This window comes from Adhaeribacter rhizoryzae (assembly GCF_008629685.1).
Classification (GTDB): domain Bacteria; phylum Bacteroidota; class Bacteroidia; order Cytophagales; family Hymenobacteraceae; genus Adhaeribacter; species Adhaeribacter rhizoryzae.
In genome coordinates this window covers 90593-111531 of the sequence record NZ_VWSF01000006.1, presented here as the reverse complement: position 1 = coordinate 111531, position 20939 = coordinate 90593, and the positions used below count along the sequence as shown (strand labels likewise).

At 43.6% G+C, this 20939-nt stretch carries 19 protein-coding genes and 1 tRNA gene; 11 read left to right on the top strand and 9 right to left on the bottom strand.

The window, feature by feature from the left end:
* The first annotated feature begins 160 nt into the window (after positions 1 to 160).
* The 4 genes from F0145_RS10245 to F0145_RS10230 are packed head-to-tail and all read left to right on the top strand — an operon-like array spanning position 161 to position 3176.
* Positions 161 to 802, top strand: a complete 642-nt coding sequence (locus F0145_RS10245; RefSeq protein WP_317133173.1) for a sugar transferase — start codon at positions 161 to 163, stop codon at positions 800 to 802.
* Positions 792 to 1469, top strand: a complete 678-nt coding sequence (locus F0145_RS10240; RefSeq protein ID WP_223815954.1) for an acetyltransferase — start codon at positions 792 to 794, stop codon at positions 1467 to 1469. The genes F0145_RS10245 and F0145_RS10240 overlap by 11 nt, the downstream gene beginning before the upstream one ends.
* On the top strand, positions 1462 to 2595 hold the full coding sequence (locus tag F0145_RS10235) for a DegT/DnrJ/EryC1/StrS family aminotransferase (protein ID WP_150088312.1): 1134 nt from the start codon (positions 1462 to 1464) through the stop codon (positions 2593 to 2595). The genes F0145_RS10240 and F0145_RS10235 overlap by 8 nt, the downstream gene beginning before the upstream one ends.
* Positions 2595 to 3176 (top strand): nitroreductase family protein, encoded by a 582-nt coding sequence (locus tag F0145_RS10230; protein WP_150088311.1) that lies wholly within the window; start codon positions 2595 to 2597, stop codon positions 3174 to 3176. The genes F0145_RS10235 and F0145_RS10230 overlap by 1 nt, the downstream gene beginning before the upstream one ends.
* A 193-nt stretch (positions 3177 to 3369) precedes the next feature.
* On the opposite strand, the gene F0145_RS10225 is transcribed toward F0145_RS10230, so the two are convergent.
* The 7 genes from F0145_RS10225 to F0145_RS10195 all read right to left on the bottom strand — a co-directional run bounded on the left by F0145_RS10225 (position 3370) and on the right by F0145_RS10195 (position 11059).
* Positions 3370 to 4512, bottom strand: coding sequence for a trans-sulfuration enzyme family protein (locus F0145_RS10225; protein WP_150088310.1), 1143 nt, complete (start codon positions 4510 to 4512; stop codon positions 3370 to 3372).
* A 174-nt stretch (positions 4513 to 4686) separates the two neighbouring features.
* A complete protein-coding gene (gene atpC / locus F0145_RS10220) occupies positions 4687 to 4932 on the bottom strand; it encodes an ATP synthase F1 subunit epsilon (RefSeq protein ID WP_146903722.1) in 246 nt (81 codons plus the stop codon).
* 91 nt (positions 4933 to 5023) lie between these two features.
* The gene (gene atpD / locus F0145_RS10215) at positions 5024 to 6529 is read right to left on the bottom strand and encodes a F0F1 ATP synthase subunit beta (RefSeq protein ID WP_150088309.1); all 1506 of its coding nucleotides are present in this window, start codon (positions 6527 to 6529) and stop codon (positions 5024 to 5026) included.
* A gap of 336 nt (positions 6530 to 6865) precedes the next feature.
* The gene (locus tag F0145_RS10210) at positions 6866 to 8431 is read right to left on the bottom strand and encodes an ABC transporter permease/substrate-binding protein (RefSeq protein ID WP_150088308.1); all 1566 of its coding nucleotides are present in this window, start codon (positions 8429 to 8431) and stop codon (positions 6866 to 6868) included.
* Position 8432: 1 nt separating this feature from the next.
* A complete protein-coding gene (locus F0145_RS10205) occupies positions 8433 to 9383 on the bottom strand; it encodes an ABC transporter ATP-binding protein (RefSeq protein ID WP_150088307.1) in 951 nt (316 codons plus the stop codon).
* Positions 9380 to 10768 carry a mercuric reductase gene (locus F0145_RS10200; RefSeq protein WP_150088306.1) on the bottom strand — a complete coding sequence of 463 codons (1389 nt, stop codon included), beginning with the start codon at positions 10766 to 10768 and terminating at the stop codon, positions 9380 to 9382. The genes F0145_RS10205 and F0145_RS10200 overlap by 4 nt, the downstream gene beginning before the upstream one ends.
* A gap of 9 nt (positions 10769 to 10777) precedes the next feature.
* On the bottom strand, positions 10778 to 11059 hold the full coding sequence (locus tag F0145_RS10195) for a DUF427 domain-containing protein (protein ID WP_150088305.1): 282 nt from the start codon (positions 11057 to 11059) through the stop codon (positions 10778 to 10780).
* Positions 11060 to 11603: 544 nt separating this feature from the next.
* Between F0145_RS10195 and F0145_RS10190 the strand changes: the two genes are divergently transcribed.
* The 7 genes from F0145_RS10190 to pth all read left to right on the top strand — a co-directional run bounded on the left by F0145_RS10190 (position 11604) and on the right by pth (position 18409).
* Complete coding sequence (locus F0145_RS10190; RefSeq protein ID WP_150088304.1) at positions 11604 to 12242, top strand: ABC transporter ATP-binding protein; 639 nt, start codon at positions 11604 to 11606, stop codon at positions 12240 to 12242.
* Positions 12242 to 13342 carry a hypothetical protein gene (locus F0145_RS10185; protein ID WP_150088303.1) on the top strand — a complete coding sequence of 367 codons (1101 nt, stop codon included), beginning with the start codon at positions 12242 to 12244 and terminating at the stop codon, positions 13340 to 13342. The genes F0145_RS10190 and F0145_RS10185 overlap by 1 nt, the downstream gene beginning before the upstream one ends.
* Before the next feature lie 104 nt (positions 13343 to 13446).
* The gene (gene purL, locus F0145_RS10180) at positions 13447 to 15699 is read left to right on the top strand and encodes a phosphoribosylformylglycinamidine synthase subunit PurL (RefSeq protein ID WP_394349581.1); all 2253 of its coding nucleotides are present in this window, start codon (positions 13447 to 13449) and stop codon (positions 15697 to 15699) included.
* Between the two features lie 83 nt (positions 15700 to 15782).
* Positions 15783 to 15855, top strand: a tRNA-Gln gene (locus tag F0145_RS10175).
* Positions 15856 to 16025: 170 nt separating this feature from the next.
* A complete protein-coding gene (locus F0145_RS10170) occupies positions 16026 to 16952 on the top strand; it encodes a ribose-phosphate pyrophosphokinase (protein WP_150088302.1) in 927 nt (308 codons plus the stop codon).
* Between the two features lie 120 nt (positions 16953 to 17072).
* Complete coding sequence (locus tag F0145_RS10165) at positions 17073 to 17642, top strand: 50S ribosomal protein L25/general stress protein Ctc (RefSeq protein ID WP_150088301.1); 570 nt, start codon at positions 17073 to 17075, stop codon at positions 17640 to 17642.
* A 206-nt stretch (positions 17643 to 17848) separates the two neighbouring features.
* Positions 17849 to 18409 (top strand): aminoacyl-tRNA hydrolase, encoded by a 561-nt coding sequence (gene pth / locus F0145_RS10160; protein WP_150088414.1) that lies wholly within the window; start codon positions 17849 to 17851, stop codon positions 18407 to 18409.
* A gap of 31 nt (positions 18410 to 18440) precedes the next feature.
* On the opposite strand, the gene F0145_RS10155 is transcribed toward pth, so the two are convergent.
* Both F0145_RS10155 and F0145_RS10150 read right to left on the bottom strand, forming a co-directional pair.
* The gene (locus F0145_RS10155) at positions 18441 to 19310 is read right to left on the bottom strand and encodes an SDR family oxidoreductase (RefSeq protein WP_150088300.1); all 870 of its coding nucleotides are present in this window, start codon (positions 19308 to 19310) and stop codon (positions 18441 to 18443) included.
* Positions 19311 to 19347: 37 nt separating this feature from the next.
* Positions 19348 to 20919: a PAS domain-containing hybrid sensor histidine kinase/response regulator gene (locus F0145_RS10150; RefSeq protein WP_150088299.1), complete on the bottom strand. Its 1572-nt coding sequence runs from the start codon at positions 20917 to 20919 to the stop codon at positions 19348 to 19350.
* Positions 20920 to 20939 lie beyond the last annotated feature (20 nt).

Here is a 20939-nt window from a genome sequence, read left to right as displayed (position 1 = left end):
TATAGAACCGCGTGCAGACAAAAAAACCATCCGCTCCTGTTTTGTCAGGTGAATTTTATCGTAAAATATCAGGTTGATCACGTGCAGAAAATATCTATTCCGAAATAGAAAGGCTGAAAACCAGCGTAATATTTCGAAAAACGAAAACTTAAGCTTAATTTTGAAGTTCTTCCCAAAACAAAGTATGTACCAGCAATATTTTAAAAGAGCTTTAGATTTAGGATTTATAATCCTGAGTCTGCCGGTAACTTTACCGGTGGTGCTTTTAACAGCTTTGTTGCTGCTAATTTTGCAAGGACAGAATATTTTATTTAAACAGGTCCGTCCCGGTCAATACGGCAAATTATTTACCATCTATAAATTTAAAACCATGCACGATGCTTGTGCGCCCGATGGCACGTTGCTGCCGGATGCCGAGCGTTTAACCCAAATTGGCCAACTGGTGCGCCGTTATTCCTTAGACGAGTTGCCCCAACTCTGGAACGTACTAAAAGGTGATTTAAGTTTGGTAGGTCCCCGCCCTTTGCTGCCCGAATATTTGCCTTTGTACTCGCCGGAACAAGCCAAGCGGCATCAGGTTAAGCCGGGTATTACGGGCTGGGCGCAAATAAATGGCCGCAATGCGATAACTTGGGAACAGAAATTTAATTATGATGTGTGGTACGCCGAAAACCAAAGTTTCTTTTTGGACCTGAAAATATTAGCCCGCACCTTTGTGAAGTTATGGAAGCCAACCGATATTCAGGCTCCGGGCAGTGCTACTGCCGAACGATTCACTGGAACTGTACCTCATGCCTCATAAAGGAACCCACTCGTACCTGAAAAATATTGCCATCTTTGGCGCCAGCGGCCTTGGCCGGGAAGTGCTCATGCTGATTCACCAGATAAACCAGTTTATTCCTACCTGGAACATGATTGGTTTTTACGATGACAACCCCGAAACGCCCAAAACCATTAATAAATACCCGTACCTGGGAAATCGGGATAAATTACAGGCCGTTAAGGAACCGCTTTATGTAGCCATTGCCATTGGTAACCCCGGCATTAAAGCCCAGGTTGCGGAGAAAATCACGAACGAAAATATTCAGTTCGCGACCTTAATTCACCCGGCTGTACCCAACGAAGCTTACCAGTTTAACCAGATTGGTGAGGGCACCATTATTACGCAAGGCTGTGTAATTACAACAAATATTACCTTGGGGCAACACGTGCTCTTAAATTTAGGCTGTACCCTGGGCCACGATGTAAAACTGGGCGATTATACTTCGCTAATGCCCCATGTAAATATTGCCGGGAATTCTGAATTAGGCAAAGGCGTATATGTGGGCACCAACGCTACGGTTATCCAGTTTCTGAAAGTGGGCGATAAAGCGATTATTGGCGCCGGAGCCGTGGTGCACCGCGATTTACCAGCGGCGGTAACGGCGGTGGGCGTACCGGCTAAAATTATTAAACGACACCATGGCTGATTCGTCGCGGATATTTTTATCGCCGCCACACATGAGCGGTACGGAGCAAGCATATATTCAAAAAGCTTTCGACGAGAATTACATTACCACGGCCGGACAAAATATCCTGGATTTTGAAAAAGAACTTTGCCAAAGAACCGGTGCAAACCAGGCAGTTGGACTAAATTCCGGTACGGCTGCCATTCACCTGGCTTTGCAGGTTTTAGGTATTGGCACCGGCGACGAAGTGCTTTGTTCTACTTTTACGTTTGTAGCCACCGCCAATCCCATTTTATACCAAGATGCTACACCCGTATTTATTGATAGCGAACCGGATACCTGGAATATGTGTCCGGTAACGCTAGAAAAGGCTATTCAGGAGCGGTTGCAAATAGGTAAAAAGCCCAAAGCAATTTTGCTGGTGCATTTATACGGTATGGCGGCTAAGTTAAACGAGGTAATGAATATTGCGAACCGCTACAATATACCCGTTATAGAAGATGCGGCCGAAGCACTGGGTTCTACTTATCAGAATAAAGCTTTAGGTACTTTCGGGGCAATAGGCATTTATTCTTTTAACGGCAATAAAATTATTACTACTTCCGGCGGCGGCGCATTGGTTACCGATAATGCCAGCCTGGCACAAAAATCCTTATTCCTGGCTTCGCAAGCCAAAGACCCTGCCCCGCATTACCAGCATTCCGAAGTAGGGTATAATTACCGGCTAAGCAATATTTCGGCAGGAATTGGCTTGGGCCAGTTAGAAGTGCTGCAAGAGCGGGTACAACAACGGCGTAAGATTTACGAATATTACCAACAAGCGCTTGCCCCAATAAAGGCAATCCGGTTTTTACCCGAACCAGCGGGTGCTTTCTCTAACCGCTGGCTTTCCTGTATTACTTTAGCGCCAGACCAACCCATAACACCGGAACAATTACGCTTAGCCCTGGAAAAAGAAAATATTGAAGCCCGTCCGCTCTGGAAACCGCTGCACTTACAACCGCTTTTTGCCGAAACCCCTTACTATGGCGGTACAATAGCCGAAACTTTGTTTAACCAAGGCCTTTGCCTGCCATCCGGCTCTGCCCTAACACCGGAGCAATTAGAAAAAATCACCACTGTTATTACAAAACAATTCCAATCCTGATGAACGACTTTTCTGCCATCCAGCATATTATACAAACCCGCCGCACTACCAAACCCCACCTGATTAACGGGAAGCAAATTCCTGAGGACCAAGTAAAAGAATTGCTGCACCTAGCCAATTGGGCACCCACCCACGGTTTAACCGAACCTTGGCATTTTGTGGTTTATGCCGAAGAAAAGGTAAAAGAATTTTGCCGGCAACACGCCGATTTATACCAGCAGCATATTCCGGCCGAGAAATTCACCGCGGATAAATACGAAAAGCTTTTGCACATGGGCGATATGGCTTCGCATGTAATTATTGCCATTATGCAGCGGGGGAATTTACCTAATATTCCGGTACTCGAAGAAATTGCCGCTGCCGCCTGTGCGGTTCAGAATATTTTATTGGGGGCTACGGCGCTGGATATTTCTTCTTACTGGGGTTCCGGCGGCATGGCTTACCATCCGGCTATGAAAACTTTTCTGAAACTGCAGGCAGAAGATTTGGTGCTGGGAATTATTTACCTGGGCTATTCCGATAAAACCTTGACCGGACGTCGGAACACCCCTATTCACGCCAAAATCACGTTTATTAATTAATATTGAAAGCTGTTAAAGTACTGGTAATTAATATTCTGTTGAAAAAATAGCTAAGGACAACAAATCCATAACTGTCATTCAGGAGGTACCTATTTGGCAACTTGCTACATAGGTACCTCCTGAATGACAGTTATGAATTAGCTTAAGTAAAAGCATTTTGCTCAAAATTAAGAAAAATTATTTGCTGCCTTTTCTAAATTGCTTTTAAAGCTTCCTCCAGTTCAACTAATATTTCTTCCGGCTCTTCTACGCCCACTGATAACCGGATAACCCCCATAGTAATACCCAATGCATCGCGTTTAGCGGGATTTAAAGAGCGGTGCGATGTACGAACCGGATGCGAAATAGAAGTACTTACGCCGGCTAATGAAGGGGCAAACGGTATAGTTGGCAGGCTTTGCATAAATTTATTTACCACCGCTTCGTCGTCGGCAATGGCAAACGACAGCATACCGCCAAATAAATTCTGGCCTTGGGTTTTAGCTAATTCGTGGTCCGGGTGTGCCGCTAAACCTGGATAATAAACGCGGTTTACTTTGGGGTGCGCGGCTAAATATTGAGCAATCGTTAAGGCATTGCTGCTGTGTTGTTTTATCCGGAGCCGCAGGGTCTTAAGCCCCCTAACGGCAAGCCAGCTTTCAAACGGACTGAGGTTTAAGCCATAATGCATCATAATTTGCCGGATGCGCTTTACCTGTTCTTCGCCTTTGGTAACCACGATGCCCGCCGTTACATCGCTGTGCCCGGCTAAATATTTGGTTACGCTGTGTATTACCGCATCGGCACCTAAGGTTAAAGGCCGCGTAATTACCGGCGAAGCAAACGTATTATCAATAATTAACTTAATACTTTCTTTTTGGCAAGCTGCGGCTAAACGTGTCACATCCAGTACCCGCAGCAAAGGATTACTCATGGTTTCGGCGAGCAGCAGTGTGGTATTAGGTTTTGTAAAGCTGCTTAGGTCGTATAAATTTTCAACCGGCACATAAGTTACCGTTATACCCATCCGGCTTAGCTCCTGGTTTAACAGCACCGACGAGCCCCCGTAAATTTCTTCGGCGCACAACACGTGGTCGCCGGCCTGGCAAAAAAGCAGAACAGCCGTAAAAATGGCCGACATGCCCGAAGAGGTAACCACTGCGCCATCGCCCTGCTCCAGTTTATTTACTTCTTCGGCTAGTTCGTTGGCGTTGGGATTACCGTACCGCGCGTACATATACCGTTGCGAAGGCTGATCAAAATATGCCTCCAGTTCGGTAAGGTCATCGAAAGTAAAAACCGAAGTTTGGTAAATGGGGGTTACTTTGGGTTTAATGGGCGGGTTATGCTGGGCCATCTGCATCTATAAAAAACGTACGAAGCGCAAAGGTAGAGAATACCTTACTTAAATGAAAAGTTAAAAGCGAAGCCTTGGCTATATTGTATACTCCTCACTACCCAACATCCTTATAAAATTAAAAAGCCTTTCCCGGACAAAGAAAGGCTTTTTAGTTTTATAAGGCAGGAAAGATTATTCTGTAACAGCTTCCGCCAAAAGAATAATTCTGTTTTTTAGAACTTCAACCACCCCGCCATTTACATTAAAATATTGATTACCCGTGGCCGTGGTAACCCGGACTTGGCCGTTTTCTAAGGTACTAATCAAAGGCGCATGGTTATTCAGCACTTCAAAAGAACCTTGCGTACCCGGAAACTGCGCCGAGCTTACTTCGCCTTCAAATACACTTTTATCCGGGGTAATTATTTCTAAGTACATGTTTTTGAGTTATGAGTTTAAAGTTAAAAGTTAAAGGTTGTTAAGAATTAGCTTCTCATAACTTTTAACTTTTAACTCTTAACTAATTAAACTATTTCGTTTCAGCCATTAACTTCTCACCTTTGGCAATCGCATCTTCGATGGTACCAACCAGGTTGAAAGCTACTTCGGGTAAATGGTCTAATTCACCATCAATAATCATGTTAAAGCCCCGGATGGTGTCTTTGATATCTACCAATACACCTTTTAAGCCGGTAAACTGCTCGGCCACGTGGAAAGGCTGCGATAAGAAACGCTGTACCCGACGTGCCCGTGTTACCACCAAACGGTCTTCTTCGGATAATTCGTCCATACCCAAAATGGCGATAATATCTTGTAATTCTTTGTAACGCTGCAGGGTTTCTTTTACCCGTTGAGCCGTGTTGTAATGCTCATCGCCTAAAACCTGGGCATTCAGAATCCGGGAAGTTGAATCCAATGGGTCCACCGCTGGGTAAATACCTAACTCCGCAATCTTACGGCTCAATACGGTAGTGGCATCCAAGTGGGCAAAAGTTGTTGCCGGAGCCGGGTCAGTTAAGTCATCCGCCGGTACGTAAACCGCTTGTACCGAAGTAATAGAACCGCGCTTGGTAGAAGTAATACGCTCTTGCATGGCACCCATTTCGGTAGCCAAGGTTGGCTGGTAACCTACTGCCGATGGCATACGACCTAAAAGAGCCGATACCTCAGAACCTGCCTGGGTGAAACGGAAAATATTATCGATAAAGAAAAGAATATCACGACCAGCACCAGTTCCGTCACCATCGCGGAAACTTTCGGCTACGGTTAAACCAGATAAGGCAACGCGGGCACGGGCCCCTGGCGGCTCGTTCATCTGGCCGAACACCAAGGTAGCTTTAGAATCTTTCAAGGCATCGGCATCTACTTTAGATAAATCCCAACCGCCAGACTCCATAGAATGCTTAAATTCTTCGCCGTATTTAATTACGTCAGATTCCAAGAATTCGCGCAGTAAGTCGTTTCCTTCGCGGGTACGCTCACCTACACCGGCAAACACCGAAAGACCACCGTAAGCCTTGGCAATATTATTTACCAGTTCCATGATTAATACGGTTTTACCTACCCCGGCACCACCGAACAAACCAATTTTACCACCTTTTACATAAGGCTCCAGTAAGTCGATAACTTTGATACCGGTATATAATACTTCCGAAGAAGTAGCTAAATCTTCAAAACGAGGGGCATGACGGTGAATAGATAAACCGCCGGTGCTTTTTGGCTGGGCAATACCGTCGATGGCTTCGCCTACCACGTTAAATAAACGGCCACGTACGTCATCGCCGGTTGGCATTTTAATCGGGCCTTCCAGGTCCGTTACTTCAGCGCCACGGGTAAGACCATCTGTAGAGTCCATCGCAATGGTACGTACCCGGTCTTCGCCTAAGTGCTGCTGGCATTCCAGGATAATTTTCTGGCCATTGCCTTTGATTACTTCCAAGGCATCCAGGATGTTTGGTAATTTAGAGTTTTCACCCGAGAAGCTAACATCCACAACGGGACCAATAACCTGGGTAATTCTGCCAATATTTGCCATATTTTTGATTAAAGTATTCTAATCCTATTCTTTTCAGGGCGCAAAATTAATTTATAATTCGCGTAATTCAAATTGGTTCGTTAAAAGTTTTTTATTTAAATGAATAATAAATTTTGAAAATTTTACAAAACGGTATTTATCTGAGAACTAAATATTTGCGAATTTAAAGAAACTATTCTAAGTTATAGCAATATTTTATGGCTCTCAGAAAACCGGTTGAGCTATCCTTAAATTTATGTACAGGTTGTTTTAACCGGTTTTGAGTTTTGGATTAACTGCAAAATGTCTTCGGTGGTTTTTATTTGATGGAAGCTGGTTAAAGCAATTACGAAGCTTTTACTCTTGGGCTACGTACCGTTTTAAATCCGATATTAATTTAATGTTTAACTCATCTGCTTGTTGCCGCCGCATCATTAACGCATAGGCATTGTTAAAGCCAACCGGCTGCAGCCATTTTAGGTTGTATTCTTTTAAAAATTGCTTCTGTACGTATTGATAAACCGAATCCCGGTTACCATTTAATTCTTTCAGTTTTTGCTTGGTTGGATGTAATAATACCAGCAAACCAGTGCCGGTATATTCAGGATATAAATCAATTTGATTATTGAGTAAGGCCTCAAAACAGATTTTGGTCCCCCCTAATCCTGTTTTGGTTTCGGTATTAAGATTGGTATAGCCTTTAATGAGCATGCTATACATATTAATCAGGATATACTGCTCGGCAAATATTTTGGAGCCTAACCGGATGGTTCCTTTGTTGCCATTTTGCGGCTTTTTGTATAAGCCTTTTTCAATTAAAAAATCCAGGGCAACTTTTTCAGGTAGTTCTTTTAAATAATCTACTCTGTAATTTAAGGCGGTCATTATGCTGTCGTTAATTTGTCCGGATAAAACGCCCAAAACAACTTCTAATTCAGGATATTTTAATAACACCTCGTTTCGTACTACCGGCGCAGCGTAATAAGGCGGAAAAATACCTTTGTCATCTTCCAATGTAACCAGGTCAAAGGCTTTAAGGCGCCCATCGGTGCTATAACCACTAATTACATCTAATTCTTTTTCATAAACTGCTTTATACATGACGGCATCACTAATTACTACATTCCGAATATCTAAACCGTATTTAGATTTGAGTCCCAGATAGCCATCTTCCCTTCCCATAAATTCCGGGGTAAAACCAGCTAATATTTTTTTAGTAGATGCCGGAATGAGGTAAAAAGAAGAAAACAGCAGCATTCCAGCTAGCAAAGCCCAAACCGCCAGATGCTGCTTTCTTACTTGCTGTTTTTGTAATATTGATAATAAAAAATCGAAGAGAATGGCTAATAAAGCGGCAGGAATAGCTCCCGCCAGAATCATATTGGTGTTGTTTAAAGCAATTCCGCCAAAAATAAATTCGCCTAAACCACCCGCCGCTATATAAGCCGCCAGCGTAGCCACCCCAACATTTATTACAGTAGCCGTGCGAATACCGGCCAGAATAACCGGCATAGCTAAAGGCAGTTGTACTTTTAATAATATCTGGCTGCTGTTCATTCCCATTCCTTTGGCGGCGTCTACCACCGCAGCATCCACGCCATTAATACCGGTGAAAGTATTCCGGATGATGGGCAACAAGGAGTACAGAAATAAGGCGGTAATGGCTGGTAAAGCGCCAATGCCTAAAAGCGGAATCATAAAACCTAAAAGGGCAATGGACGGAATGGTTTGCAATATACCGGCCAAGCCAAGCACCGCACCCGAAAAATTTCTTTTCCGGGAGATTAAAATACCCAGCGGCATACCAATTAATACCGCCAGCAGCAGGGAGATAAAGGTTAATCCAATATGGGCGATGGTTTGCTCCCCTAATTTACCTGATTGCTGCGCCATAAAAAACCAGAGGCTCTGCTGATCTTCCATATCAGGAATTATTTTTTATCTGTTTGAGGGCAATTTGCAAATCTGCATATTCAAACTTTTTGGTAGTTCCTGTTTCAGGGTCATAGGCAATTATGGGTCCTTTGTTTGTTAAGGCTTCGGTTGCTTCCCAAATATTTTTATTGCTGGTAAAGGTGCTAGTTGCACTTGGGTCTACGGTAAGTAAATCACGCCAGATATCTTTTAGCCTTAGCGCCTGTAATCGTAGTTGCAGTTCGTGCCGGCTAAAAAAGCTTTTCACAAATTCGTTTACCGGATGAAAAATCAGGTCGGCCGGGGTACCTGATTGTACGACGGCACCTTTATCCATTAAACAAATTTTATCTCCTAATTCAAAGGCTTCCTGCACATCGTGCGTAACCAGAATAATTGTTTTGGCTTTCAATTCATCCAGTTCTTTAAATTCCTTCCGTACCGATTCCCTGGTAAGCGGATCTAAAGCGCCAAAAGGCTCATCCATTAACAGCACCGGCGGATTGGCCGCTAAGGCCCGGGCTAATCCCACCCGTTGCTTCTGGCCACCACTTAACTCGTGGGGGTAAGCATCAGCATATTTTTCCGGCGGCAGCCGGAGTTTCTGTAATAATTCATTTACTCTTTTATAAATTTTATCTTTTCCCCAATTTAACAAACTGGGTACTATGGCTATATTTTCGGCAACGGTGTAATGCGGAAACAAGCCGTAGCCTTGTAAAACATAGCCTATATTCCGGCGTAAAATTTCCGGTGGCTCGGCCAGTATGCTTTTGTGGTTCAGGCTAATATTGCCCGAGGTTGGTTCCAACAGGCGGTTTATCATGCGCAGCATAGTTGTTTTACCAGAGCCACTGGTACCCAGCAGCACCAGCGTTTCGCCTGCTTTTACTTCAAAAGAAACCCGATCTACGGCAAGGGTATTACCAAAGCTTTTAGAAACATTTTCTACGGCAATCATTTATCAGTTTCCAGTTGCTTAAAAAGATTATTCAGCGCCTCGGCGTAAAGCGGATGCGCAAAGATCATATCTTTTATTTCGATCCAGGTAATATTTCCTGCCATAGCCATCTGTAGCACCGACATGATTTCACCGCCTTCCTGACCTACAATGGCTACTCCTAAAATTTTACCGGTATCGGCCTCTACCACCGCTTTCATCAAGCCTCGTGTATCACCGGTTTCTATGGCGCGGGCTACGTGGGTCATGGGTAGGGTTGCCACTTTTATATTTAATTTATTTTTGATAGCATCCTGTTCGGTTATGCCTACTCTGCCCAATTGGGGATCAGAAAACACGGTATATGGAACTAGCCGGTTTTTAACGGTTCTATTTCCGCCTTTAACTAGGTTTTCATACAAGATAATATAATCGTTGTAAGAAATATGGGTGAAAGCCGGTCCGCCCTTCACATCGCCAATGGCAAATATACCGGCAGCCGATGTTTCCAATTTTTCATTTACTTTAATGAAGCCGCGTTTGTCTACCTTCACCCCGGCGGCTTTTAAATTCAATGTATCTGTATTAGGCGTTCGGCCAGCCGAAACCAGAATATGGGAACAATTTATTATTCTTTCTTTTTCTTTAACTTTAATTGTAGCAATAATATCTTTTTCTTTCCTAACAAACCGTGTTGCTTCGGCGTGGGTGATTACTTCAATTTCTTCTGCCCCTAAAAAACTTAAAACTTCGGCGGCTATATCTTCATCTTCTTTAGGTAAAAACCTTTCATGGTGTTCTAATATAGTTACCCGGCTGCCGAATCGGCGGTACATCTGGCCAAATTCCAATCCAATGTAGCCACCACCTAAAATTAATAAATGCGCCGGAACTTCTTCGAGCTCCATCAGGGTAGTGGCGGTAAGATAATTTACTTCCTTTAAACCTTCTATTTCGGGTATAGTAGCCCGGGTTCCTACGTCAATAAATATTTTCTCTGATGTAATTGTTTCTTCTTCGCCGCTGTTTAAAACAACATTAATTGTTTTTTTATCGGTGAAAGATGCCTCCCCCCATATTAAGGTTAGATTTTCTTTTTTTTCTAATCCTTCCTGCGAGCTGCTACGAAAACTTTCCACTACTTTTCTTTTGCGCGCCAGTACCGCCGACAGATTCAAGCTGCCCTCACCTACTTCAACTCCCCATTTACCGGCGTGGGCAACGGTATAGGCAACTTTGGCAGAAGCAATCATGGTTTTGGTGGGTGTGCAGCCAATATTTACGCAGGTACCGCCGGCATACTGCTTTTCAATCAAAGCGGTTTTCCACCCCTCAGAAGCCAGTTTTTTAGCCAAAGGCGTGCCGCCCTGACCAGAACCTATAATTATCGCATCAAATTGTTTCATGCCTGCTGTTTATGGTTGTATCGCTACCCCTTTCCAGAAAGCCACCCGGCCGCTGATTTGCTTGGCGGCTTCCTTTGGTTCGGGGTAATACCAGGCTGCATCTTTATTAGTTTCCCCATTAACTTCCAGGGTGTAATAAGAGGCCAGTCCTTTCCAGGGACAAGTAGTATGCGTATCAGATGGTTTCAAGAAGTCCTGGTTTACGGCTTCCAGCGGAAAGTAATGATTACCTTCTACTACAACAGTATCATTGCTTTCGGCAATTACCTGATTATTCCAAATAGCTTTCATCTTAATTAATTTTTATAACTGTTCTGTTTAAGGTAAATCTTTATGAATTAAGATATTGGTTAGCCGGCTACTTTAAGCTTACAGGTAAACTGCTTGTCAGGCATATTTCTTGGTGCAGCTAAATAAATTAATAGGTTAGTATTTTTATGTAGAGCCTGTTATCAGCATCTGCCACCAGCCTTATCTTTAGCACCGCCTGGGCTTTCAGATAAGAAATATTCCTAACCGGAGAATAGTTGGTTCCATACATCTATAAAACTTATAGTTGCCATAGATTGTTTTTAAACCTTTGTAAATGAAAGGGTATTGAATGCTTGGAGATTATCTTCAATTCATTTCTAATTTTAAGTTTTTAACTCCCCTGCAGAAAGCAGTCGGGGCGAAAAATATTAATGAAGTTGGCATTAAAAACACCTTAGCCGGAATAACAGCGAATACGCGCTATTATTTATATAAATACGTGAATATTAATTAACTTTTGTGCTGCAACAAGAATAGATAATATTAACCATATTTAAACTTATATTAAAGCAAGCTCGGTTCCATGCTAACTTTCCGGGGATTCAGAAAATATTTTGGTGATAACCTTATCCTAGCTATTCCGGAATTAACGGTACCAGCAGGTATTCATTGGATAAAAGGTCAAAACGGTTCGGGCAAAACCACTTTATTCCGGGTGTTGGGCGGCTTAATTCCGTACCAGGGCGATATTCTCTTAAACCAAAGCATAAACTTACAGGCGCAACCGCTTTTACACCGCCGCCATATTAATTTAGGTGAAGCCGCGCCGCTTTACCCTGGTTTCTTAACCGGTACTGAGTTGGTAAATTTATTCTCTCAGGCGCATAAAGCACCGGCCGACCAAGCAGCTACCTTAATTAAATATTTCAACGCAGATTATTTGCACCAACCTGTGCGTGCTTATTCCTCGGGTATGCTCAAAAAGCTGTCGCTCATGCTGGCTTTTATTGGTCAGCCTAGTTTAATATTGCTGGACGAACCATTGGCCACCCTGGATACAGCTACGGTAGAACTGGTTTATAATTTAATGCAGGAGTACAATAGTAAGCACCAAACCAGTTTTCTAGTAACCTCGCACCAGGACTCGCAGATGACCCAATTACCCTTAACGGCTACCTGGCTGGTGCAAAATCAAACCTTAACCCAGCTTTCAGATTCCTGATGTTTGCGCTACTCAGAATATTTAACAAAGTAGTGGTGCAGCAATTTTACCAGCTTAATGCCGGCTTTTTTCTGGTAGTGTTTTTCCTGGCTTTTGGTATTCAGCAGCCGCCAACCATGCTGGTAAGTCCGTATTTTCTAACGGGAGCGGTAACGTCTTCAATTTTTATCTTTTCGGTGCTGGGAGTGTTCTTGTTGTATTATCTCAAGTGCTTTAATTTTCTGCTGAAAACTATCCGGGCACCCGAAAACGAATATTTATTTATCACTAGTCTATTTCCCCGCCGGATTTTGTGGCTTAGTTTAGGATTAACCCATTTACAGTTATTTTTACCGGCGCTGGTTTATACATTATTAATCAGTTATTACGGCCTGCTAACTGCCCACTTTTGGGTAATATGGGTGACTACCACCTACAACCTGCTATTAATATTTTTTACCATTCTTTATTTCCACCACCAATTAGCCCAAACCATTCCGGAAAAGGCAATAAAGAATATATTTACCAGCAGTGAAAAAAGAATATTAGCCCCCCCGGTTTTATGGCCGCTGCGGTATTTGCTGCGGCAGGAAAAAGTAATGCTGGGCCTTACCAAAATATTATCCTTGGGCGTGCTGTACGCCTTTATGACGCTCTATCCCTACCCGCAATACGATTTACGCCCTACTTACATTGGATTCCTGACGGCTGTGATTACCCAGGCCATGCTGGTGCAGCAGGTACAGCAATTTCAGGAAACAGCTTTAAGCTTTTGGCGATATTTGCCCTATGCCCATTGGCAACGATTTACTTACCAAGTTATACTTTTCACGCTGTTATTGGCACCCGAAATAATATTGCTTTTCCGACTCAACTTTAATCCGGCGGCAATTATTTCCTTAATATTCCTGGTTACATTCGGTATCAGCGTTATTTTACTCCTGTATACCTTATTATATTTAAAGCTAAACCGGGAGACTTATTTAAAGTGGGTATTCTTTATTTATATAGGTCTGCTCTTGTTTTTATTGCTGCATCCACCACTTTACCTACTAACTATCTTGCTTTTTCTGTTGGCTTATCTGCTCTACTACCGCAATTATTATGTTTATGAGCAATAATATTCGTACCACCGGACAATTAATTAACACTGAATTCCTGGCAAAAGGGAAATTGGTTTTTATTTCTGTATTATTTAGAGGGTATAAAATAGAAATTCCTAATTTTGCGCTTCAATAAAAAAGCTACCGGCGTGGAACAACAGCTAACTACCGTAGAAACTGCTAAGAAATTAGGACTTCTTCCCGAAGAATTCGAGAAAATTAAAAATATATTAGGCCGTACGCCCAACTTTACCGAGCTGAGTATTTTCTCGGTTATGTGGTCGGAACACTGCTCCTACAAGAACTCCATTGTCTGGCTGAAAACATTGCCTAAGAAATCGGCAAGGATGCTAGCCGAGGCCGGCGAAGAAAATGCCGGTTTGGTAGATATTGGCGGCGGCTTGGCCTGCAGCTTTAAAATCGAATCGCATAATCACCCGTCGGCTATTGAACCTTACCAAGGCGCCGCTACCGGCGTAGGTGGTATTAACCGCGATATTTTTACGATGGGTGCCCGCCCGATTGCGCAGTTAAACTCGCTGCGTTTCGGCAATATTCAAAACGATAAAACCAAACGCTTGTTAAAAGGCGTGGTAAAAGGTATAGGCGATTATGGCAATGCCTTTGGTATTCCTACGGTAGGCGGCGAATTGTATTTCGACGAATGCTACAACGTAAACCCATTGGTAAATGCTTTCTCGGCTGGTATTGTGGAAGTAGGTAAAACTGCTTCTGCTATTGCTGAAGGCGTGGGCAACCCGGTATTTATTGTGGGTTCCGCCACCGGAAAAGATGGTATTCACGGTGCTACTTTTGCCTCCGAAGATATCACCGAAGCTTCCGCCGAAAAATTACCTTCGGTGCAGGTAGGCGACCCGTTCCAGGAAAAATTATTGCTCGAAGCTACGCTGGAAGTACTGGAATCGGGTTGTGTGGTAGGCATGCAGGATATGGGTGCCGCTGGTATTACCTGCTCTACTTCCGAAATGAGTGCCAAAGGCGAAAGCGGCATGGAAGTTTGGCTCGATAAAGTACCTACCCGCCAGAAAGACATGGTGCCTTTCGAAATATTACTATCGGAAAGCCAGGAGCGCATGCTGATTGTGGTGCACAAAGGCCAGGAAGATAAAATAAAAGCTATTTGCGATAAGTGGGATTTGTACTGCGCCCAGATTGGCGAAGTAACCGATACCAAACGCTTAAAATATTACATGCACGGCGAATTGGTAGCCGATGTGCCCGCCGAAGATTTAGTGCTAGGCGGCGGCGCCCCGGTTTACCACCGCGAATACCGCGAGCCGGCTTATTTTAAAGAAGCTCAGCAGTTCAGCATCGACCAGGTAACAGAACCAAAAGGTTTAGAAGAATACCGGAAAATAGCTGAATTCTTAGCCAGCCACCCGAATATTTGCTCCCGCCGCTGGGTTTATCACCAGTACGACTCCATGGTAGGAACTGCTACCATGACGACCAACCGCCCCAGCGATGCCGCCATTGTTAAAGTAAAAGGCTCCGACAAAGCCATTTCGATTACGGTAGATTGCAACAGCCGCTACGTAAACGCCAACCCCGAAGAAGGTTGCGCCATTGCGGTGGCCGAAGCCGCCCGTAATATTGTGTGCTCCGGCGGCGAACCCGTAGCTATTACCAACTGCCTGAACTTTGGTAACCCCTACGTGCCGGAAGTTTACTGGCAATTTGTGGGCGCCATTAAAGGCATGAAAAAAGCCTGCGAGAAATTCGAGACCCCGGTAACCGGCGGTAACGTGAGTTTCTACAACCAATCTTCCGACGAAGGTCCGGTATTCCCGACGCCAACTATTGGTATGCTAGGGATATTGGAAAACAAAGAACTGGCTACTACCCTGGCCTTCCAGAACGCTGGCGACTTAATATATTTAGTAGGCGCGGCGCAGAACGATATTAATTCTTCGGAATATTTATACTCGTACCACGGCGTAAAATTATCACCGTCGCCAGCTTTTGATTTGGAAACCGAGTACCAGGTGCAGGATGCTACCAAGCATCTGATTCGGGAAAAACTGGTGCAATCAGTACACGATATTTCGGACGGCGGCTTGTATATTGCTCTGCTGGAATCGGCGATGCCGCAGAATTTAGGCTTTGATATTCAAACCGATTCAACTTTCCGGAAAGATGCTTATTTGTTCGGCGAGAGCCAGAGCCGCATTGTTATTTCGGTAGCGCCGGCGCAACAAGCAGCTTTCGAATCTGCGTTAAAAGGCCAGAATACCGCTTTTACCTTATTAGGTACCGTTACAACCGGCGAATGCCGCATCGACAACGAAGCCTTCCAAAATACTGTAGAAATTAAGAAGCTGTACGACACCGCTTTAGAAAAATTGATGAATTAATTTTCAAAAAAATTAATTTTAGATTTTGAAAAAGAAAAGTTCGCCGTATATTTGTGCCACCAAACAGTAAGCGAATGGGAAATTGTCCGATGGTGTAACTGGCAACACGTCTGATTTTGGTTCAGAAGAGTCCAGGTTCGAAACCTGGTCGGACAACAAATAAATTAACAATGTGCGATTTCCAAATGGGTTAAACCCGGAAATAGCACATTGTTAATTTTGTTAATAGGCTTTTTGAAAGCTTAAAGAGCGATTACTTTAAATTTATAGTAACAAGATTTATTATTTTATAAATTCGCGTTCCGCTTTCAAAAAACATACGCAAAATGCCTCAAGTTAAAATCTTTTCCGGATCTCAATCCCGGTACCTCGCCGAAAAAATTGCCGCCGCCTATGGCATCGTGTTGGGTGATGTTTCTATCCAACGGTTTAGCGATGGTGAACTTTCTGCCAGCTTTAATGAATCGGTGCGAGGTTGTGAAGTTTTCCTGATTCAATCTACTTTTCCGCCGGCCGATAACCTGATGGAATTAATGCTGATGGTAGACGCTGCCAAACGGGCTTCCGCGCATAAAGTTTGTGTGGTAGTGCCGTATTACGGTTATGCCCGCCAGGACCGCAAAGATAAACCCCGGGTGGCTATTGGATCTAAGGTAGTAGCTAATGCCTTACAAAGTGTGGGCGCCGACCGGTTAATGACCTGCGATTTACACGCCGGCCAGATTCAGGGCTTCTTCGATATTCCGGTAGATCACCTCGATGGCTCGGCCATATTTGTGCCTTACATTAAAAGCCTGAATTTAGACCGGTTGTTATTTGCTTCGCCAGACGTAGGTGGGGTGGTAAGGACCCGCGCTTTTGCTTCTAAATTTGGCGCCGAAATGGTAGTTTGCGATAAACAACGTGCGCGTGCCAACGAAATAGCCTCGATGCAGGTAATCGGCGATGTGGAAGGCCAGGACGTAGTAATGGTAGATGATATTGTGGATACGGCCGGTACTATTTGCAAAGCAGCTGAATTGCTTCGGGATAGAGGCGCGCGCAGTGTACGGGCCATTATTACCCATCCTATTTTATCCGGCCCGGCTTACGAGCGCATCGAAAATTCGATGTTGGAAGAATTAGTTGTATCGGATACCATTCCGTTGCGTTATGCATCGCCCAAAATCAAAGTTTTAAGCTTTTCGCAGTTATTTGCCCGGGCTATCAGCAACGTAGTAACCCACGAATCTATCAGTTCCTTGTTTTTATAGCGATTAGTCTAAAGCATTTGTTTTAGTCTGTTATTATACCTAATTTCGCACCCTCAAAATAAAAAATAATTAAGCTGATCGCTGAAAAGCCAGAGGCTAAACACTAAAAACCATTTAATAATGAAAACTTTAGAGATTATAGGGTTTAAAAGAGCAAATCTCGGTAAAACCGAAGCCAAGCAGCTTCGCGAAGAATCGTATGTACCCTGCGTATTGTACGGGGGCAGCGAGCAGGTTCACTTCCGTGTGCCTATGATTATGTTCCGCGACTTAATTTATTCACCGGAGGTTGCTACCGTTGAATTAAATATAGAAGGTACTATTTACAAAGCTATTTTGCAGGATGCCCAGTTTCACCCGGTAAACGAAGTATTGTTGCACGCCGACTTTTTACAACTGAGCGATGACAAAGAAGTGAAAATGGAAATTCCGGTTCGCTTTGTAGGTGTATCGCCGGGCGTATTATCTGGTGGTAAATTAGTAGCCAAACTGCGGAAGCTTAAAGTAAAAGCTTTGCCGGCTAACCTGCCTGATTTTATCGATGTTGATATTTCTGATTTGGAGTTAGGACGTTCGGTTAAAGTTGGCAGAATCAAAGCCGAAAACTTTACCATTTTAACTAACCCTACTGCACCGGTAGCTACCGTAACTATTCCACGGGCGCTGAAACAACAGCAGAACGAGAAATAATTTTTATAATATTTCTGTTTTTAGAATCCTGCCTGGCCTTGCTGCCGGGCAGGATTTTTGTTTTAATAACTGCCCTTTTGGTTTATTCCTGTAATTTTGCCGCTTAATAAAAACGCTTGGGCAATATTATAAATAGAATTAAAGCAGCTTTTGGTTTTGGTGCCACCACCCGCCCAGCCAATGCTACTGAAAACATTACTCCGGACATGAAATATCTTTTAGTTGGATTAGGCAATATTGGACCTGAATACGCCGAGAGCCGCCACAATATTGGCTTTATGGTGGTAGATTACCTGGCGCAGCAACACGAGGCCCGGTTTGAAATTAGCCGCCACGCTTTTGTAACCGAAATAAAACACAAAGGCAAAAGCTATACCTTAGTTAAACCTACCACTTACATGAATTTGAGCGGGAAAGCCGTAACGCATTATTTAACTTCGCTTAAAATACCGGTAACTAATATGCTGGTAATAACCGATGATCTGGCATTGCCCTTTGGTAAATTACGGATGCGGTCGAAAGGATCGGCTGGGGGCCACAATGGCTTAAAGCACATAGAAGAAACGCTGGGCTCCAATGAATACGCCCGTTTGCGCTTTGGTGTTGGCGATAATTATTCTAAAGGCCGCCAGGTAGATTACGTACTCAGCCCATTCTTTAAAGAAGAACAAGTACAACTACCCGAACTAATTCAGCGCGCGGCTGAAATGAGTTTATCTTTCGGTACCATTGGTTTAGAGCGAACGATGAATTTTTTTAATAAATAATCTGCTGATTAGGCGTTGAATTTATGAAATATTATTCTTTACTTTTTCGCTGCTGCTCCAGGGCGTCCCAAAGTTCATCCGGAATCTGGTCGAAATAATTAAATTCGCCGGCCCCGTAAAGCCACTCGCCGCCATCAATGGTAATAACTTCGCCGTTTACAAAGGCCGCATAATCCGATACCAGGTAAGTTGCCAAATTGGCCAGTTCGTGGTGCTCGCCAAAACGTTTCAGCGGAATGCGTTTTACTGGATCAAGTTGTTGGGCTAATTGGGGTGGAAAAAGCCGGCTCATGGCGCCTTCGGTGGGGAAAGGGCCGGGTGCTATAGCATTAGACCGAATATTATATTTAGCCCACTCGGCGGCCAACGAACGGGTAAGTGCCAGCACCCCGGCCTTAGCACAAGCCGAAGGCACCACGTAACCAGAACCGGTAGAAGCGTAAGTTGTAATAATATTTAAGATAGTAGCCGGTTGCTTTTGGCTAATCCAGTGCTTGCCCAAGGCTAAAGTACAGTTATAACTGCCTTTTAAAACAATATCGGTTACAACATCAAATGCTTTGTGGCTCAGGCGTTCGGTGGGGCTCACAAAATTTGCGGCCGCGTTATTTACCAGTACATCTATTTTACCAAAATGCTTTAAGGCTGCCTGCAGCATATCTTCTACCTCATTATAGTACCGGATATCGCAGCCCAGCGGCAATACTTCGCCCCCGGTTTCTTCCCGTAATTTCCGGGCGGTTAGCTCCAGCACTTCTAATTTCCGGCTACAAATAACCACCTGCGCCCCTAATTGCTGAAAGCAGGTTACCATAGATTTGCCTAAACCCGTGCCACCGCCGGTTACCAAAATAGTTTTGCCTTGCAGGGCATCGGCTCTTAACATGGGGGCTGCTTGCATTTTGTTTAATTAAAGGGTTCGTGCTGGAGTTGAGTTTTTAACCTTCTGTTTTTTTAGTGTACAAGGCTATTTTGTTGTATAATTCTTCGGGTTTAAAAGGCTTGTTCACAAAATTGGTAAAGCCGCATTCTTTTATTTGCTGGTCCAGGTCAGATTTGGCCGAGGCCGAGAGTGCAATAATGGGCAACTGCCGGTACTTGGCTTCAGGTAAATTCCGTATCCATTTGGCTGCTTCGTAGCCGTTCATAACGGGCATTTGCAAATCCATTAAAATTAAATCAAAATCGGTTTGGTTAATTTTAGAAATTGCCTGCAAGCCATCCCGCACTATTTCATAATCTACACCCCAATTTTTTAAATATTGCTCTGTTACCAGAATATTAATATTATTATCTTCTACCAAAAGCAATTTAATGCCTTTTAAACTCCCGGCAGTACTTTCAGCTACCTGGGCGGCACTTGGTTTTGCTACTGGCTTAGTAGTTTTTAACTTTAAATCAAAGCTAAAAATAGTACCTCTACCGGGCTCACTCTGAACATCTATTTTACTGTTAAATAAATTTAGAATGCGTTTGGTAATGGTAAGCCCTAAACCGGTACCCCCAAATTGTTGTTCGGTATCGGTAGTAGCTTGGGCAAACTCTTCAAATATTACCGTCAACTTATCTTCCGGAATGCCAATGCCGGTATCAATAACCTTAAAGTTTAAAAGTGCAGCGTCTTTTTCTGTTTCCAAAACAGCTACTTCTAGTTTCACCCAACCAGTGTCGGTAAATTTTACGGCGTTTCCGAGCAGGTTATTTAGGATTTGTCTGATTTTTACTTCATCGGCAATTACAAACGTGGGTACTAGCGCACCAAGGTGAACCTCCAGGTCAATATTTTTTTCTTCGGCCTTAACATTAAAGCTATATACAAGGCTGTTTACCAGTTCACGTAAATTAAAAGTTCGCGGGTTTAGGGTAGCCTGGCCCGCTTCAATTTTGCTTAAATCCAGCACATCGTTAATTAGGTTCAGCAAACTATCTGCCGAGTACTTTAAAATATTTAAGTACTCCAGCTGCGGCGGGGTAGGATTAGTTTTTAATAAAATATCAGTAATGCCAATAATGGCATTCATGGGGGTTCTTATCTCGTGGCTAAAGGTAGAAATAAAATCGGCTTTTACTTTGGTAGCTGCCTCGGCCTTCTTCTTGGCCAGCAATAATTCTTGTTCGTATTTTTTCCGATCGGTAATATTAAACAGGGTTGCCCGGTTCATTTGGGGCTCCGCGTTTTCGTTGCGTAGTTGTATAGTATTGGCTAATACCGGCACGGGCTTATCGGCTTTCGGCAACAGGTCAAAATTTATTTCGTTGGCAAATCCCTGTAGTTTAAGCAGCGGAGCAAAATGGGTTTCGTAGAATATTTTACCGCCAATCGCCAAAAAATCAATAAATTTCTTTTTAAAAAGAACTTCTTTGCGTTTATAGCCCAGCCAGTTAAGCAGCGTTTTATTTATTTTTACAATAGTGCCATCGGGTAAAAAAGACAAATAACCGCACGGCGCATTTTCGTATAAATCGTCGGCACTTTCCAGTATATATTCTTTGTAATCTACCCTACTCATCGCGCTTGCCCCTTACTCAG

What these genes read in the sequence shown, in the direction of transcription:
- F0145_RS10210 (WP_150088308.1), bottom strand. Translation starts at nt 8,431, where the DNA reads ATGGAAGATCAGCAGAGCCTCTGGTTTTTTATGGCGCAGCAATCAGGT.
- atpD (WP_150088309.1), bottom strand. Translation starts at nt 6,529, where the DNA reads ATGGCAAATATTGGCAGAATTACCCAGGTTATTGGTCCCGTTGTGGAT.
- F0145_RS10235 (WP_150088312.1), top strand. Translation starts at nt 1,462, where the DNA reads ATGGCTGATTCGTCGCGGATATTTTTATCGCCGCCACACATGAGCGGT.
- F0145_RS10185 (WP_150088303.1), top strand. Translation starts at nt 12,242, where the DNA reads ATGTTTGCGCTACTCAGAATATTTAACAAAGTAGTGGTGCAGCAATTT.
- F0145_RS10205 (WP_150088307.1), bottom strand. Translation starts at nt 9,383, where the DNA reads ATGATTGCCGTAGAAAATGTTTCTAAAAGCTTTGGTAATACCCTTGCC.
- F0145_RS10230 (WP_150088311.1), top strand. Translation starts at nt 2,595, where the DNA reads ATGAACGACTTTTCTGCCATCCAGCATATTATACAAACCCGCCGCACT.
- F0145_RS10190 (WP_150088304.1), top strand. Translation starts at nt 11,604, where the DNA reads ATGCTAACTTTCCGGGGATTCAGAAAATATTTTGGTGATAACCTTATC.
- pth (WP_150088414.1), top strand. Translation starts at nt 17,849, where the DNA reads ATGAAATATCTTTTAGTTGGATTAGGCAATATTGGACCTGAATACGCC.
- F0145_RS10170 (WP_150088302.1), top strand. Translation starts at nt 16,026, where the DNA reads ATGCCTCAAGTTAAAATCTTTTCCGGATCTCAATCCCGGTACCTCGCC.
- F0145_RS10150 (WP_150088299.1), bottom strand. Translation starts at nt 20,919, where the DNA reads ATGAGTAGGGTAGATTACAAAGAATATATACTGGAAAGTGCCGACGAT.
- F0145_RS10165 (WP_150088301.1), top strand. Translation starts at nt 17,073, where the DNA reads ATGAAAACTTTAGAGATTATAGGGTTTAAAAGAGCAAATCTCGGTAAA.
- atpC (WP_146903722.1), bottom strand. Translation starts at nt 4,932, where the DNA reads ATGTACTTAGAAATAATTACCCCGGATAAAAGTGTATTTGAAGGCGAA.
- F0145_RS10240 (WP_223815954.1), top strand. Translation starts at nt 792, where the DNA reads ATGCCTCATAAAGGAACCCACTCGTACCTGAAAAATATTGCCATCTTT.
- F0145_RS10225 (WP_150088310.1), bottom strand. Translation starts at nt 4,512, where the DNA reads ATGGCCCAGCATAACCCGCCCATTAAACCCAAAGTAACCCCCATTTAC.
- F0145_RS10155 (WP_150088300.1), bottom strand. Translation starts at nt 19,310, where the DNA reads ATGCAAGCAGCCCCCATGTTAAGAGCCGATGCCCTGCAAGGCAAAACT.
- F0145_RS10195 (WP_150088305.1), bottom strand. Translation starts at nt 11,059, where the DNA reads ATGAAAGCTATTTGGAATAATCAGGTAATTGCCGAAAGCAATGATACT.
- F0145_RS10200 (WP_150088306.1), bottom strand. Translation starts at nt 10,768, where the DNA reads ATGAAACAATTTGATGCGATAATTATAGGTTCTGGTCAGGGCGGCACG.